The following is a 15,010-nucleotide window of genomic DNA, read 5'->3' as shown; positions in this document are numbered from 1 at the left end:
CCCCTCTCGACGCGGTCGTCACCACGTCCGTCGCGCATGGGAAAACGCTAAATCCCGCGCGGGCCAGGGGCGACGGGGCGATCGGCGAACGGGTGGCGGGCCGCCCGTTCGGTGAGCCATCCGAGTTGCCGTTCCCAGGAATTTTCTGACGGTCCGTGACCTGCGGCAATATCAGATTGTGTGGTTGTCCGTCGGCGTGTCGGATCACCGGGACGGACCATTCTCGACATGCGGGCGTGTTCCGCGCGTCCGAGGGTCTTCCCTGGGAGGTGTTTCTCGCCGATCCACCGGGGACGGGACCCGGTGACCTCCCGCGGAGGATCACATGCGCAACCAACGTGCCCTGGCGGCGGCGTGCACCACAGTCGCCGTGCTCGGGCTCGCCGCCCCGGTGGCCGTCGCGGACGGCATGGGCAACGGGGGCGGACCGAGCGGCACCGACAACACCACCGTCATCGTCCCCGGCACCGGCAACATCGGCACCTTCAGCGGGAACGGCGTCTTGCCGGGGACCGGCAACGTGAACGGGAACGGCCACTTCAACGGGAACGGGAACGGCAACTTCAACGGAAACGGCAACGGAAACGGGAACGGCCGTGGTGGCGACGGCTTCGGGAACGGCAACGGCAACGGCCGCGGAGGCGAGGGGAACGGCCGTGGAGGCGAGGGGAACGGCCGCGGCGGCGAGGGGTTCGGGAACGGGAACGGCCGCGGGGGTGAAGGCGGCGGAGGCCGAGGAGGGGACTTCGGCCGCGGGAACGGCTTCGGCGGGGAGGGCGAAGGCCGTGGTGACGGCGTGAACTCGCGCGACATCTTCGTCACGCCCGACGTCCTGCCCGCCGGAGGCCGCCTCACCATCATCGTGAACGGCTGCACGTCCGGCACGGCGAGCTCCGACGCCTTCGGCACCATCCGGCTGGAGCCGTTCCGCGACGACACCGCGCGGGGTGTCGCCACCGTCGACCGCGACGCCCGCCGCGGCCGCTACGACGTCACCGTGCGCTGTGACGGCCGCACCCTGACCCGCCGGGACGCCTTCACCGTGCTCGGCGGTGTCAACGGCGGCCTCGGCGGAAGCAGGACCACCGGTGCGACACCGGCCGACGTGGCCATCGGCGGCGGGCTGGTGACCGCGGCCCTGGTCGGCGGTGGTGCCTTCTGGCTGCACCGGCGGCACGAGAAGCGCGTCTGAGCGCCCCGGTGCGCCGCCGGGGCCACCGGGAGCCGTCCCCGCGCCCGAGCCCTCGCACACCGACAGGCCTTCGCCCCGATTCCGCACGGAAGCGGGGGCGAAGGCCTGTCGTGGCGGCCGTCCCAACGGGACGCCGGGCGCCGGTGCGGCGGCAAAGTCATCCGCCGGCGCCCGGGAACAGGCTCAGGAACGGCTCCGCGGTCACCGCGATGCCCCGGCTGTAGGGCGCGTCGAAGTCCCAGATGAGGAACAGCATGAAGGCGATGGTCGCGGAGAACAGCCCGGCCAGGATCAGCTCGCGTCCGGTGCGCCGGATCTGGAGCGCGAACACCATGCCGATGGTGATCAGGGCCCCGGTGAGCAGCCCCCACCACACCACCGGCGGCATGGTCGGCCCGGTGGAGTCGGCCCGCGCGTTGCGCGCCTGGTCGGCGGCGGCGAGCTGGTCCAGCAGCGGCTGGTAGGCCTGTGCCTCGAAGTCGTTCTTCGGACGGTAGTCGGTGACGTCCGCCCGGACCTGCCGCAGCAGTCGGGCGCCGCGGTCCGTGACGCGCTCCTCGTGCGCCATCGTCCGCCACTCGGTGTGGACGACGTACGTCACGTAGGCGTCCACGTCCGCGCGGATGCCGTTCCGGACGTCGGGCGGGTAGACCCGGACCCGCTCGGAGATCTCGTGCAGCGCCTGGGCCTCGGACTGCACATAGTCCTCGGCGGCGTTGCGGGCCTCCCACACGCCCGCGATGGCGAGGCCCAGCACAATGGCGTAGATGACGCCGATCCACATCGTCATGTACTCGATGACGTCCGGGGTCTCGCTCGGATCCTCGTCCTCGGCGGCCGTCCGGTGCCGTAGCAGCGTGATGACGACCACCACGCCACAGGCCCCCAGCATCGCGAGGACGAGAACAAGCCAATCCGACAACTGGTGCCTCCAGAGGTGAGCGGGCCGCGCGTCAGCGCGGGCGCAGCGCCGCGACAGCGACGATCGCGGGGACGGTGATGAGCAGGACGTAGGTGACGGGCGTGGTGCGGCCGCGCTTGGGGTGGCTGATGACGTGGGGGTGGTACGCCGGGTAGCCCACCGGGGTCACGGAGGGGCGCGGGGCGGGCTTGGGCGTCGGCTTCGGCCGGGGTGGCGGCTCGGGGGCCGGCGGCGGGGTGGGCGTGGGCGTCGGCCGGGGCGCCGGGGGTGCCGGAGCGGGCCGGGCGGGCGGCCGCGGTGTGGGCGTCGGCTTCGGCGTCGGCTTCGGTGTGGGCGTCGGCTTCGGCGTCGGTCTGGGGGTGGGCGTCGGCTTCGGTGTCGGCTTCGGCGGTGGCGTCGGCTTCGGCGGTGGCGGGGGTGTCGGCGTCGGTGTGGGCGGACACGGGGGAGGAGGCGGCGGCTTCGGGCAGGGCGGGTCGGGCCAGTGGTGGCCGCCGGCGTAGGCCACCGCCACCGTGCCGTCCGGGCCCGTCGAGGCGGACGCGCAGGCGTCGGCCGACGCGCTGCCGGCCGGGCAGCCCACCAGGGCCCAGGTCAGCGTCAACAGGGCCACGACCCTGGTGGCGGGCGCGCATCGGGTCACTTCGGGTCCATGCACGACGAAGATCATGAGGCGCGCAGGGCCGCCGCGCGCCGTAGTGCGCCGAGATTGCTCCGAACGAGGGAGATGGTGCGGTCGGAGGTTTGACGAGCGGAAGAGCCGCCACCGGCCCCCTCTGTCCCCTCTTCCCCTGTGCACCCGCGCAGGACCCGGAAAGAAATTCCGGCCGCCGTTGAACACCGTGACCCCTGCGGTGCGTACCCATGACCGTGCGGCGGCGCAGCAGGGCGCTGCAATATCCAGGCGATAATGGGGAGTTAGACGATGAAGACCTCCTGGCGGACCGCCTCACTGGTGGCCACAGCCGCTTCGGTGCTGGCGCTGACGACGGCGTGCGGTCAGGACAACACCACCACTCCCGCGTCGGCGGCCCAGAACGTCGGGGCCACGGCCGCGGCCGGGGACTACGGCAACCCGGGCAGCGGGACCGCGACCGGCGCCGGCAACGGCTACGGCGCCGACGGCAACAAGAGTTCCGCCTCCCCGGCCGAGGTCGCCCCCGCGGGCAAGCTCTCCGTGGCCGGCAACCCCGAACTGGGCAACGTCCTGACCGACGGCTCCGGCCTCACCCTCTACCGGTTCGACAAGGACACCGCCAACCCGCCCAAGTCCAACTGTGACGGCGACTGCGCCACCACCTGGCCCCCGGTCCCCGCCGACGACGCCACCGCCGGCGCCGGTATCGACAAGGCGCTGCTCGGCGAGGTCACCCGCGCCGACGGCACCAAGCAGCTCACCATCGGCGGCTGGCCCGCCTACCGCTACGCCAAGGACGTCAACGCCGGTGACGTCAACGGCCAGGGCGTGGGCGGCAAGTGGTTCGCGCTCGCCCCCGACGGCAAGAAGGCCAAGCTGTCCGACCTGCCCGGTCTGTCCGTCCGCAAGGACCCCAAACTGGGTGACGTCGTCGTGGACAGGAACGGCATGACGGTCTACCGCTTCATGAAGGACGAGGCCTGGCCGAAGCCCGTCTCCAACTGCACCGGGGCCTGCCTGGAGAAGTGGCCGGCCGTCGCCCCGGTGAACGCGGACGACACCGAGGGTGTGAAGAAGAAGGGCCTGATGTCCTTCGACCGCCCCGACGGCGGCAAGCAGATGACCGTCAACTGCTGGCCGATCTACACCTTCTCCGGGGACAAGGCCCCCGGCGACACCAACGGTCAGGGCGTCGGCGGCACGTGGTACGCCGTCTCGCCCGACGGCAAGCCGGTCGGCGCGCCGGGCGAATAGATCACCTCCCCAGGGTCGATCGCCCCGCCCGACCCGGCGCGCACGGCCGAAGATCCGCCCCCTCCGCACCGCACGGAGGGGGCGGATCGTTGTGCGCGGCGGGCGCGCACACGGCCGCACAGCCGTCACACAGCGGGGTCATACGGGCACTTGCCGCAGGCAGTGACCGGGAACGGACGGTCAATTTCCGGTTCAGGTCGCCCCTTTGGCGAGCGATCAGTAGCCTCAGCTCGAACACCGGATCGCCTACACCTGTCCACGCCTTGGAGAGTCACATGGAGCGTCCCGCCTGGGCCCCACGGAGCATCGACATCTCGGTGCCCAGCGTCTCGCGGATCTACGACTACTACCTGGGCGGTTCGCACAACTTCGAGGTCGACCGGGAAGCGGCCCGCAAGGCCATGGAGTTCATGCCGGGCCTGCCGAAGATCATGCAGGCCAACCGGGCGTTCATGCGCCGGGCCGTGCGGTACGCGGCCGACGAGGGCATCACCCAGTTCCTCGACATCGGCTCCGGCATCCCGACCTTCGGCAATGTCCACGAGGTGGCCCAGGCGGCCGTACCGGGCGCCCGCGTGGTCTACGTCGACCACGACCCGGTCGCGGTGGCCCACAGCCAGGCGGTGCTGGCGGGAAACGACGACGCGGACGTGGTCGCGGCCGACCTCCGCAAGCCCCATGAGATCCTCGCAAGCCCCCAACTGGAGCGGCTGATCGACCTGAATCGGCCAGTGGCCCTGCTTCTCGTTGCCATACTGCACTTCGTGGAAGACGCGGACGACCCGTACGCTGCGGTGGCCGAGCTGCGCAAGGCGCTCGCGCCCGGCAGCGTGCTGATCCTCACCCATGCCTCGTACGAGGGAATCCCGCTGCCCGCCGAACGGGCCGAGGGCGCGGTGGACGTGTACAAGGACATTCGCAACCCGCTGATCATGCGCTCGCGCGACGAGATCGCGCGGTTCTTCGAGGGGTACGACATGGTGGAACCCGGACTGGTGCCGATGCCGCACTGGCGCCCGGAATCGGCACCGGAGGACGAGGATCCGTATGCCTTCTCCGGCTTCGCCGGCGTGGGGCGTACGGCGTGATCGCGGAGCCGGACGGGCCGGAGGACAGACTGCGCCGGCTGACGACGATCTGGAGCCGGGCCCTCTTCCCGGTGACCTCCACGTCGCTGACCCGCGCCGAGTTCGAGGAACAACTCCTCCCGCTCGCACGCCGGTTGAGCGAGCTGCTGCGCGCCCGCAGCTTCGACGCGGACGCGGCGAAGGCCGTGGGCGCCGCCCTGGTCGGGGCGCACTGCACCGACCCCGAGGCGCTGGCCCGCACCCTGGACTGCGTCGACGCCTACCTGGTCCTCTACTGCGGCGAGGACGGCCCCCAGGACGAACTGCGCATGCGCTCCTCGCGCCTGCAGCACGCGATGGCCGCCGGCTACGCCCAGGCGCTGCGCGAGCGCACCCTCGCCGAGCAGGAGGCCATCGCCCAGGCCGCGTTGCAGGCCCAGGGCGTGGTGGCCCAGGCGCTGCACGCGAGCGAAGCCCGCTTCCGCGCGGTCTTCGAGGGCGCGGCGATAGGGATCGGCATCGCCGACCTCGACGGTAACGTCCTCCAGGTCAACGAGGCGCTGCTGCGCATGTTCGGCCTCTCCGAGCAGGCCCTGCGCGGCCGGCGCGTCCAGGACTGGGTCCACCCCGAGGACGCCCCGCAGACCTGGCGGCTCTACGACGAACTCGTGCGCGGCGAGCGCGAGCACTACCACGTGGAGAAGGCCTTCAACCGCACCGACGGCACGGTCCTGTGGACCAACCTGACGGTCTCCCTGCTGCGCGACGCCGACGGCACCCCGCAGTACCAGCTCGCCCTCATGGAGGACACCACCGAGCGCCGGCTGCTCAACCTCCGGCTGCGCTACGAGGCCACGCACGACGCCCTCACCGGCCTGCCCAACCGCTCGCTGTTCTTCGAACGGCTGGAGAAGGCCCTGAACGCGGGTGAGGGCCAGCGCTTCGGCCTGTGCTACCTCGACCTGGACGGCTTCAAGACCGTCAACGACAGCCTCGGCCACGCGGCCGGCGACCGGCTGCTGGTGGAGGTCGCCGACCGGCTCCAGTCCTGCGCGACCGCGCCCGGCGAGATGGTCGCCCGGCTCGGCGGGGACGAGTTCGTGGCCCTGACCACCGGACCCGGCACCGAACGCAAGGTGGACGAACTCGCCGACCGCATCATGAACGCGCTGGTCACCCCCATCAGCATCGACGGCCGCGACCTCATGGTGCGCGGCAGCCTCGGCATCGTGGAGGGCCCGGCCGGCGAACGCACCGCGGCGGAGGTGCTGCGCAGCGCCGACATCACCATGTACCGGGCCAAGTCGGCGGGCGGCAACCGCTCCGAACTCGCCGATCCCGAGGCCGACGCCCGCGCCATCACCCGCCACGGCCTGACCACGGCCCTGCCCACCGCCCTGGAACGCGGCGAGTTCTTCATCGAGTACCAGCCCCTGGTCCACCTCGGCGACGGCAGCGTGCGCGGCGCCGAGGCCCTGGTGCGCTGGCTGCACCCGCAGCACGGCGTCCTCGGTCCCGACCGCTTCATCCCGCTCGCCGAGCACACCGGCCTGATCGTGCCGCTCGGCCGCTGGGTCCTGGAGGAGTCGATCCGCCAGGCCCGCGCCTGGCGCGAGTGCTACGGCGAGGAGACCGCCGCCGGCCCGCTGCGCATCAACGTCAACCTGTCCCCGTGCCAGCTCAGCCACCCCGGCCTGGTGCAGGACACGGTCGACATCCTCGAACGGTCGGGCGTCACCCCGGACGCCCTCTGCCTGGAGGTCACCGAGTCCGCGCTCATCGGCGCCGACGACGACCTGCTCAAACCCCTGCGCCGGCTGGCCGAGATGGGCGTCGACATCGCCCTGGACGACTTCGGCACCGGCTACTCCAACCTCGCCAACCTGCGCCGCCTGCCGGTGAGCATCCTCAAACTCGACCGCTCCTTCACCCAGGGCATGCAGCAGTTCCCCGCCGACCCCGTCGATCTCAAGATCGTGGAGGGCATCGTCTCCCTGGCCCACAGCCTCGACCTGGCGGTCACGGTCGAGGGCGTGGAGACCGGCGCCCAGGCCGAACAACTGCGGGTACTGGGCTGCGACACGGCCCAGGGCTGGTACTACGCCCGCCCGGGCCCACCGGAGAGACTCCACGACCTGGCCCTGGTGGACGCCACGGGCTGACCGGCCGGAGCCGCGCCGTCGCGGGCGGCCGCGGCCATGGCGGCGGCCGCCCGGACCAGAGCCGCGGTGGCCGTGGAGCGGGACTGCTGCGGCCAGGCGACCGCCAGCAGCGAGGGCGGCGCGTCCGGGACGGCCCGGTAGACGACGCCCGGACGCGGGTAGCGGTCGGCGACGGACGCCGGCAGCAGGGTGACCAGTTCGCCGAGGGCGACACGGGTGAGCAACTGGGCGAGATCGCGGCCCCCGTGCCGCATCTCCTCCAGGAACCGGTGCAGATCCCCGGGGCGCAGCCCCAGGTCGGCGAGCAGGACGTGGTCGCGGGCGGCGAGCGGGTGGGCCGTGCCGAGCACCGCGACCCGCGGCTCGGCGACCAGGGTCTCGCTGTCCAGGCCGGTGCGGTCGAAGGGTTCGTGGACCAGCGCGGCGTCGGCCTCCCCGCGCCGCAGCAGCCGCGGCTGTTCCAGCCAGCCGCACAGCCGGACCGTCACCGGCACGGCGGCGGGGTCGGTGGCGTAGCGCTCCAGGATCCCCTCCAGCAGGCCCGCGTCGCCGTCGGCCTTGACCGCCAGGACCAGCTTCCGCTCCGGGCCTGCCGCGCGTTGTGCCCGCCGCCCGGCCGCCTCCAGGGCGTCCAGCGCGAACCGCGCCTCGGCGAGGAGCACCTCGCCCGCCCGGGTCAGGGCGACGCTGTGGGTGGTCCGTTCGAAGAGGGTGACCCCGAGATCCGTCTCCAGCCGGCGGATCGCCCGGGACAGGGGCGGGGCGGAGATGCCCAGCCGTTCGGCCGCGCGGGCGAAGTTCAGTTCCTCGGCGACGGCGACGAAGTAGCGCAGCGGGCGGGACTCCACGGTGTCGCCCTCCCTTCGGTATTGCCCTGAGGGTAACAACCGGGAGCGAAGCGGTCCTTCAGTTGCCGGCGGCCGGACGGCAGGCTCGACCACGCCCCCTTCCCTTCCCTTCTGGAGCCTTCCATGATCCTTGTCACCACCCCGACCGGCCAGATCGGCAGCCAGGTCCTCGACTCCCTCCTCGACGCCGGGGACGCGGCGGGAGAGGTCCGCGTGATCGTCCGGGACCCGGCGCGCCTGTCCCCGCGCGTGCGCGCCCGCGTCGAGGCCGTCACCGGCTCGCACGCCGACCCCGATGTCACCGCCAAGGCGTGCGCGGGCGTCGACCGCGTGTTCTGGCTGGTGCCGCCGACGCCCACCGCCGACAGCGTCGATGGTCACTTCCGTGCCTTCACCCGGCCCCTGGTCGACGCGATCCGCACCGAGGGCGTCGAGCGGGTCGTCGCCGTCTCCACCCTGGGCCGGGGTGCCGCCCGGAACGCCGGACAGATCTCGGCCTCGCTGGCCATGGACGACGTGATCCGGGCCACCGGCGTCCACCACCGGGCGCTGTGCCCGCCCTACCTCATGGAGAACCTGCTCCACCAGGCGGCGGCGATCCGCGACAGCGGTGTGATCGCCATGGCGACGTACGGCGACCGGGTGCTGCGCACCTGCACCACCCGTGACGTCGGAGTCACAGCGGCACGGCTGCTGCTCGACGGTTCCTGGACCGGCCAGGAGGACGTCCCGGTGGTCGGTCCCGACGCGCTGACGCCCGAGGACATGGCGCGCGTCGTCTCCGAGGTGCTGGACCGGCCGGTGCGCTTCCAGCGGCTCACCGGGGCGGAGTACAAGGCGACGCTGCTGCGGCACGGGGCGAGCGAGGACTGGGCGCGGGCCGTGACCGACCTCGCGACCGCCACCGCCGAGCAGGGCTTCTACGGCAGCACGGCACCCACCACGCCCGACACCGCGCCCACCTCCTTCCGCCGCTGGTGCGAGGAGACACTCAAACCGACCGTCCTGGGCTGACGCCGCCTACGGCTGGGCTGGTGCCGTCTGCGGCTGGGCCGGGGTTGCCTACGGTTGGGCTGGTGCCGTCTACGGTCGGGCCGGCGCTGTCTGCGGTTGGTCCGGGGTTGCCTGTTGGGCTGGAGCGGCACGGTCCACGGCTGCCCCGGCGTCGTTTGCGGCCGGATCGGCGTCGTCTGCGGCTGGTCCGGCGTTGCCTGTTGGGCTGGAGCGGCACGGTCTACGGCTGCCCCGGCGTCGTCCACGGCTGGATCGGCGTCGTCTGCGGGTGGTCCCGTGCCTTCTGCGGCTGCTCCGGCATCGCCTGCCGCTGCGCCGGCATGGCCCACCGCTCCTCCACGCACCGCCTACCGCTCCAGCAGCATCCGCTGGAGTTCCCGGGCCGCACGTGGTGGGGCCACGTCGCTGCGGTGGGCGAGTGCGATGGTGCGGTGCAGGCCGGGGCGGGCCAGTGGGGTGACGCGCAGGCCCCGGCCCGCCCGAGCTGCCACCATCCGGGGGACGACGGCCACGCCGAGCCCTGCCCGGACGAACCCCAGCACCGCGTCCATCTCGCCGCCCTCCACGGCGAAGTCCGGCTCGAAGCCGGCGGAGCGGCACGCGGCGACGGTCAGTTCCCGCAGGTCGTAGCCGTGCCGGAACATCACCAGTCGTTCCCCCTCCAGATCGGGGATCTCGACTGCCCGCCCGCCCCGGCCGGGGACCGGCGCCTCCGGTGAGGACACCACCACCAGGTCCTCCCGCAACAGCTCCACCGTCGTCAGCGCGGGCGCCGGCGTCGGCAGCGGCAGCACGACCAGAGCGAGATCGAGCGCACCGCGCGCCAGCTCCCGTACCAGGTCGTGCGAGCCGCCCTCCTCGATCAGCAGCCGGATCCCCGGGTACCGGTCGTGGAAGGCGCGCAGCACATCCGGCAGCAGCCCCGTGCACAGACTCGGCGTCGCCCCCAGCCGTACCCGCCCCCGCCGCAGCTGGACCAGCTCCTGCACCTCGTGCCGGGCGGTGTCCGCGTCGGCGAGGATGCGCCGGGCCAGCGGCAGCAGCGCCTCCCCGGCGTCGGTGAGCGTGATGTTGCCCCGGGCGCGCAGGAAGAGATCCGCGCCCAGCTCCCGCTCCAGCGCCCTGATCTGCTGGGACAGTGACGGCTGGGCGACATGGACCCGTTCGGCGGCCCGGGTGAAGTGCCGGGTCTCGGCGACGGCCACGAAGTACTGGAGCTGCTGGAACTGCATGGTGCCACGATAGCTTCCGCCTATGGAATCCAGCCGTACCATGTCTTGGACCGATTGGCCCGTTCGGCCCTAGCGTCTTGTGCCATGGCTCTGGCAACGCGGACGGACCGACGGCCGTCCATGGCGCGCACGATGTGGGACTCCTCCGTCGGCAAGAAGACCGTGATGGCCGTCAGCGGCGTGATCATGCTGCTGTACCTGGTCGCCCACGTCATCGGGAACCTGAAGATCTTCTTCGGCGCGGGGGAGTTCAACCACTACGGGCACTGGCTGCGCACCGTCGGCGAACCCTTCATGCACTACGCGTGGACGCTGTGGCTCATCAGGGTCGTCCTCCTCGTCGCCGTGGTCGCCCACGCCACGTCCGCCTACCAGCTCAGCCGCCGCGACATCAAGGCACGGCCCAGCAAGTACGTGCACAAGAAGCCGCGGGCGAGCTACGCGACCCGCACCATGCGCTGGGGCGGCGTCATCCTCGGCCTGTTCATCGTCTGGCACGTCCTCGACCTGACCACCGGCACCGTGCACTCCGGCGGCTTCCAGGAGGGCCACCCGTACCAGAACGTCGTGGACACCTTTTCCACCTGGTACGGCAACGTCATCTACATCGTCGCGATGCTGGCGCTCGGCCTGCACATCCGGCACGGCTTCTGGAGCGCCGCCCAGACCCTCGGCGTCGGCAGCCGCACCCGCGACCGCGCCCTGAAGACCCTCGCGAACGTCCTCGCGCTGCTGCTCACGGCCGGCTTCATCGCCGTACCCGTGGGCGTGATGACCGGAGTGGTGAGCTGACATGACTACCTACGCCGACTACACGACCGGCGCGCCGGTCGCCGACACCAAGGCCCCCGCCGGCCCGATCCACGAGCGCTGGGACAAGCGCCGCTTCGAGGCCAAGCTGGTCAACCCCGCCAACCGCCGCAAGCACACGATCATCGTCGTCGGCACCGGCCTGGCCGGCGGCTCCGCGGGCGCCACGCTCGCCGAACAGGGCTACCACGTCGTCCAGTTCTGCTACCAGGACTCCCCGCGCCGCGCCCACTCCATCGCCGCGCAGGGCGGCATCAACGCGGCGAAGAACTACCGCAACGACGGCGACTCCATCCACCGCCTGTTCTACGACACCGTCAAGGGCGGCGACTTCCGGGCCCGCGAGTCCAACGTGCACCGGCTCGCGCAGATCTCGGTCGAGATCATCGACCAGTGCGTGGCCCAGGGCGTGCCGTTCGCCCGCGAGTACGGCGGCCTGCTCGACACCCGCTCCTTCGGCGGCGTCCAGGTCTCCCGCACCTTCTACGCCCGCGGCCAGACGGGCCAGCAGCTGCTCCTCGGCGCCTACCAGGCCCTCAGCAGGCAGATCGCCGCGGGCAACGTGGAGATGCACCCGCGCACCGAGATGCTCGACCTGATCGTGGTCGACGGGCGGGCCCGCGGGATCGTCGCCCGGGACCTGATCACCGGGAAGATCGACACCTACTTCGCGGACGCCGTCGTACTCGCCAGCGGCGGCTACGGCAACGTCTTCTACCTCTCCACCAACGCCATGAACTCCAACGCGACCGCCGTCTGGCGGGCGCACCGGCGCGGCGCGTACTTCGCCAACCCCTGCTTCACCCAGATCCACCCGACCTGCATCCCGCGCACCGGCGACCACCAGTCCAAGCTCACGCTGATGAGCGAGTCGCTGCGCAACGACGGCCGGATCTGGGTACCGAAGGCCCAGGGCGACACCCGCCCGCCGAACGAGATCCCCGAGGACGAGCGCGACTACTACCTGGAGCGCATCTACCCGTCCTTCGGCAACCTCGTGCCCCGCGACATCGCCTCCCGCGCCGCGAAGAACGTCTGCGACGAGGGCAGGGGGGTGGGCCCCGGCGGCCAGGGCGTCTACCTGGACTTCGCCGACGCCATCCAGCGGATGGGCCGCAAGGCGGTCGAGGCCAAGTACGGCAACCTCTTCGACATGTACCAGCGGATCACCGACGAGGATCCGTACGAGGTGCCGATGCGGATCTACCCGGCCGTGCACTACACGATGGGCGGCCTGTGGGTCGACTACGACCTCCAGACGACCGTCCCCGGCCTGTTCGCGATCGGCGAGGCCAACTTCTCCGACCACGGCGCCAACCGGCTCGGTGCCTCCGCGCTGATGCAGGGCCTCGCCGACGGCTACTTCGTGCTGCCGGCCACCATCAACGACTACCTGGCCCGCAACCCGCACCAGGAACCGGTCACCGACGAACACCCCGTCGTCCAGGAGGTGCTGGCCGAGACCGAGGACCGGATCAACCTGCTGCTGGCCGTCGACGGCGACCGCACCCCCGACTCCTTCCACCGTGAACTCGGCGAGCTGATGTGGGAGTTCTGCGGCATGGCCCGCTCCGACACGGGGCTGCGCAAGGCCCTGGAGCGCATCCCGCAGATCCGCGAGGAGTTCTGGCGGCGGATCAAGGTGCCCGGCACCGGGGAGGAGTTCAACCAGTCGCTGGAGAAGGCCAACCGCATCGTCGACTACCTGGAACTCGCCGAGCTGATGTGCCTCGACGCGCTCCACCGCACCGAGTCCTGCGGCGGCCACTTCCGCGAGGAGTCCCAGACCCCGGACGGCGAGGCCGCCCGCAAGGACGACGCGTTCTCCTACGCCGCCGCCTGGGAGTTCACCGGCACCGGCGAGGCGCCCGTCCTGCACAAGGAAGACCTGGTCTTCGAGTACGTCCACCCCACCCAGCGGAGCTACGCATGAAGCTCACCCTGCGCGTCTGGCGGCAGAAGAACGCCGACGCCGAAGGAGCGATGTCCACCTACGAGGTGGACGACATCTCGCCCGACATGTCCTTCCTGGAGATGCTGGACGTCCTCAACGAGCAGCTCATTCTCGCCGGGGAGGAGCCGGTCGCCTTCGACCACGACTGCCGCGAGGGCATCTGCGGCGCGTGCAGCCTGGTCATCAACGGCGACGCGCACGGGCCGGAGCGCACCACCACCTGCCAGCTGCACATGCGGTCCTTCCGGGACGGCGACACGATCGACATCGAGCCGTGGCGGGCGTCCGCGTTCCCGGTGATCAAGGACCTGGTGGTGGACCGGACGGCGTTCGACCGGATCATCCAGGCCGGCGGCTACATCACCGCCCCGACCGGGTCCGCGCCGGAGGCCCACGCCACGCCGGTGCCGAAGGCCGACGCCGACTTCGCGTTCGAGCACGCGGAGTGCATCGGCTGTGGGGCGTGTGTGGCCGCGTGTCCCAACGGGGCGGCGATGCTGTTCACCTCCGCCAAGGTCAACCATCTCAACGTGCTGCCCCAGGGGGCGCCCGAGCGGGAGACGCGGGTGCTGGACATGGTGGAGCAGATGGACGCGGAGGGGTTCGGCGGGTGCACGCTGACCGGTGAGTGCGCCACCGCCTGCCCCAAGGGCATTCCGCTGGTGTCGATCACGAGCATGAACAAGGAGTGGCTGCGGGCCGCCCGGAAGGCGGGGAAACGGTAGCGGTCACCACCTGAGGACGTTCGCCGGACGGAGGCGGGCGGGCGGGGCCGGGAGTGGTGCTCCCCGGCCCCGTCTGGTTTCCCGGGCCCTTGTAGGCTCCGCGCATGATCTTCGGAAACAAGGGGAGGGAGCGGTTCCTCGACGCCGTAGCCGGTTTCGAGGCCGCTGTCCGCGAGCAGGACGCCGACCGCTCGCAGCAGTACTTCCAGGACCTGCACCAGTACTTCGGTGAGGCGGACGACCAGGAGTTCCGGCAGGCCGGGCCACGCCTCGCCGGAATACTCGACGAGGTGCCGCCCGGCCCCCGCGCCACCGTCGCCGTGATCGTCGGCGCCTGCGTCGAGCGCGGCGCCGACGCCGCCGCCTGCGGACCGCGCATCCTCGCCGGGCTCGCCGAGGCGCTCGACGGCGCGCGGGAAGCCTGCGAACGGTGGGAGGCGACCGGCGGCGGCGATCTCCCCGCCCCGACCATCGAGGAGGAGCACCCGGACCTCTTCGACCGGGTCGGGGACGACGCGGCCGTGGCCTGGCTCACCCTGCACCACTGGGAGATGGCCTCCGTCGCCATGCTCAACCACGCCGCCGTCCGCACCGCCCTCGACACCGACACGCGCACCGGCCTCTTCCGGACCCTGCGCTCGGTGGAGGAGGCCTCCGGGCACGACTTCAAGTGCCTGGCCTACGCCCTGCTCGTCCTGGACGACGAACCGCTGGTCGTGCTGCACCGCCCCACCGGCACCGGCTACGCCATGCGCATGACCGGCATCGGCGACAACTTCCAGCTGCACACGCTGCTCGCCGACGTCCTCATCGGCGGCGGCCACCTGCCCGGCCGCGCCCCCTCAGCCGAGGAGGCGGCCGTCTGCCGCGACCAGCCCGGACAGGTGGACACCATCGGCTCCTTCAACCTCGTCACCCCCTCCGGCGACTGGGTGTGGAACGAGGGCACCCCCTCGGACATCCCCGTGGTGGACGGCGTCCGCCTGCTCGTCCTGGACCCGCCGCCGTACGACCGGGGCTGGCCCGCGGGCCGCTTCTTCCCGCACATGAAGGGTGACCTCGTCCTGGAGCGGGTGCTGGACGAGGACGAGGCCGGGCGGCTGCTCGCCGGATGCCTCACCAAGGACGGCTGACCCCGGCGTTCACCACCCCCACATCCGCTCTCCCGGCACCCGTCACGCGCACGCCAACCG

At 71.9% G+C, this 15,010-nt stretch carries 14 protein-coding genes; 10 read left to right on the top strand and 4 right to left on the bottom strand.

All coding sequences use genetic code 11. The annotated features are described in order from the left end of the window. The first annotated feature begins 325 nt into the window (after positions 1 to 325). Positions 326 to 1,192: a hypothetical protein gene (locus ACZ4U1_RS04960; protein WP_467899646.1), complete on the top strand. Its 867-nt coding sequence runs from the start codon at positions 326 to 328 to the stop codon at positions 1,190 to 1,192. Positions 1,193 to 1,349: 157 nt separating this feature from the next. Here the strand turns inward: ACZ4U1_RS04960 and ACZ4U1_RS04955 are convergent, their stop codons facing one another. Together ACZ4U1_RS04955 and ACZ4U1_RS04950 are read right to left on the bottom strand one after the other, a co-directional pair. Beyond that, positions 1,350 to 2,114, bottom strand: coding sequence for a bestrophin-like domain (locus ACZ4U1_RS04955; protein ID WP_467899643.1), 765 nt, complete (start codon positions 2,112 to 2,114; stop codon positions 1,350 to 1,352). 31 nt (positions 2,115 to 2,145) lie between these two features. Then, a complete protein-coding gene (locus ACZ4U1_RS04950; protein ID WP_467899641.1) occupies positions 2,146 to 2,274 on the bottom strand; it encodes a hypothetical protein in 129 nt (42 codons plus the stop codon). A 28-nt stretch (positions 2,275 to 2,302) separates the two neighbouring features. Between ACZ4U1_RS04950 and ACZ4U1_RS04945 the strand changes: the two genes are divergently transcribed. From ACZ4U1_RS04945 to ACZ4U1_RS04930, 4 genes are all read left to right on the top strand, one after another. Further along, positions 2,303 to 2,617, top strand: coding sequence for a hypothetical protein (locus ACZ4U1_RS04945; protein ID WP_467899639.1), 315 nt, complete (start codon positions 2,303 to 2,305; stop codon positions 2,615 to 2,617). Positions 2,618 to 3,039: 422 nt separating this feature from the next. After that, positions 3,040 to 4,005 (top strand): SCO0930 family lipoprotein, encoded by a 966-nt coding sequence (locus ACZ4U1_RS04940; protein WP_467899637.1) that lies wholly within the window; start codon positions 3,040 to 3,042, stop codon positions 4,003 to 4,005. A 275-nt stretch (positions 4,006 to 4,280) separates the two neighbouring features. After that, a complete protein-coding gene (locus ACZ4U1_RS04935; protein WP_467899634.1) occupies positions 4,281 to 5,093 on the top strand; it encodes an SAM-dependent methyltransferase in 813 nt (270 codons plus the stop codon). Continuing rightward, positions 5,090 to 7,234 carry a putative bifunctional diguanylate cyclase/phosphodiesterase gene (locus tag ACZ4U1_RS04930; protein WP_467899632.1) on the top strand — a complete coding sequence of 715 codons (2,145 nt, stop codon included), beginning with the start codon at positions 5,090 to 5,092 and terminating at the stop codon, positions 7,232 to 7,234. The genes ACZ4U1_RS04935 and ACZ4U1_RS04930 overlap by 4 nt, the downstream gene beginning before the upstream one ends. Here the strand turns inward: ACZ4U1_RS04930 and ACZ4U1_RS04925 are convergent. Further along, complete coding sequence (locus ACZ4U1_RS04925; RefSeq protein ID WP_467899630.1) at positions 7,171 to 8,082, bottom strand: LysR family transcriptional regulator; 912 nt, start codon at positions 8,080 to 8,082, stop codon at positions 7,171 to 7,173. The two genes, ACZ4U1_RS04930 and ACZ4U1_RS04925, sit on opposite strands and share 64 nt — an antisense overlap. A 123-nt stretch (positions 8,083 to 8,205) precedes the next feature. On the opposite strand from ACZ4U1_RS04925, the gene ACZ4U1_RS04920 reads away from it, so the two are divergent. Then, complete coding sequence (locus ACZ4U1_RS04920) at positions 8,206 to 9,096, top strand: NAD(P)H-binding protein (RefSeq protein ID WP_467899628.1); 891 nt, start codon at positions 8,206 to 8,208, stop codon at positions 9,094 to 9,096. Positions 9,097 to 9,443: 347 nt separating this feature from the next. On the opposite strand, the gene ACZ4U1_RS04915 is transcribed toward ACZ4U1_RS04920, so the two are convergent. Continuing rightward, positions 9,444 to 10,328: a LysR family transcriptional regulator gene (locus ACZ4U1_RS04915; RefSeq protein ID WP_467899626.1), complete on the bottom strand. Its 885-nt coding sequence runs from the start codon at positions 10,326 to 10,328 to the stop codon at positions 9,444 to 9,446. 120 nt (positions 10,329 to 10,448) lie between these two features. Between ACZ4U1_RS04915 and ACZ4U1_RS04910 the strand changes: the two genes are divergently transcribed. The 4 genes from ACZ4U1_RS04910 to ACZ4U1_RS04895 all read left to right on the top strand — a co-directional run bounded on the left by ACZ4U1_RS04910 (position 10,449) and on the right by ACZ4U1_RS04895 (position 14,950). Beyond that, entirely contained in the window at positions 10,449 to 11,120 is a 672-nt protein-coding gene (locus ACZ4U1_RS04910; protein WP_467900094.1) for a succinate dehydrogenase, read from the top strand. Position 11,121: 1 nt separating this feature from the next. Then, positions 11,122 to 13,071 (top strand): fumarate reductase/succinate dehydrogenase flavoprotein subunit, encoded by a 1,950-nt coding sequence (locus ACZ4U1_RS04905; protein ID WP_467899623.1) that lies wholly within the window; start codon positions 11,122 to 11,124, stop codon positions 13,069 to 13,071. Next, a complete protein-coding gene (locus ACZ4U1_RS04900) occupies positions 13,068 to 13,817 on the top strand; it encodes a succinate dehydrogenase/fumarate reductase iron-sulfur subunit (RefSeq protein WP_467899621.1) in 750 nt (249 codons plus the stop codon). Before ACZ4U1_RS04905 ends, ACZ4U1_RS04900 begins: the two co-directional genes overlap by 4 nt. Before the next feature lie 104 nt (positions 13,818 to 13,921). Further along, entirely contained in the window at positions 13,922 to 14,950 is a 1,029-nt protein-coding gene (locus ACZ4U1_RS04895; RefSeq protein ID WP_467899619.1) for a hypothetical protein, read from the top strand. The last annotated feature ends 60 nt before the right edge of the window (positions 14,951 to 15,010 follow it).

It is taken from the genome of Streptomyces sp. NPDC028928 (assembly GCF_055564915.1).
Note: the sequence above shows the minus strand (reverse complement) of the source record. Positions and strands in the feature narration are given on the sequence as shown.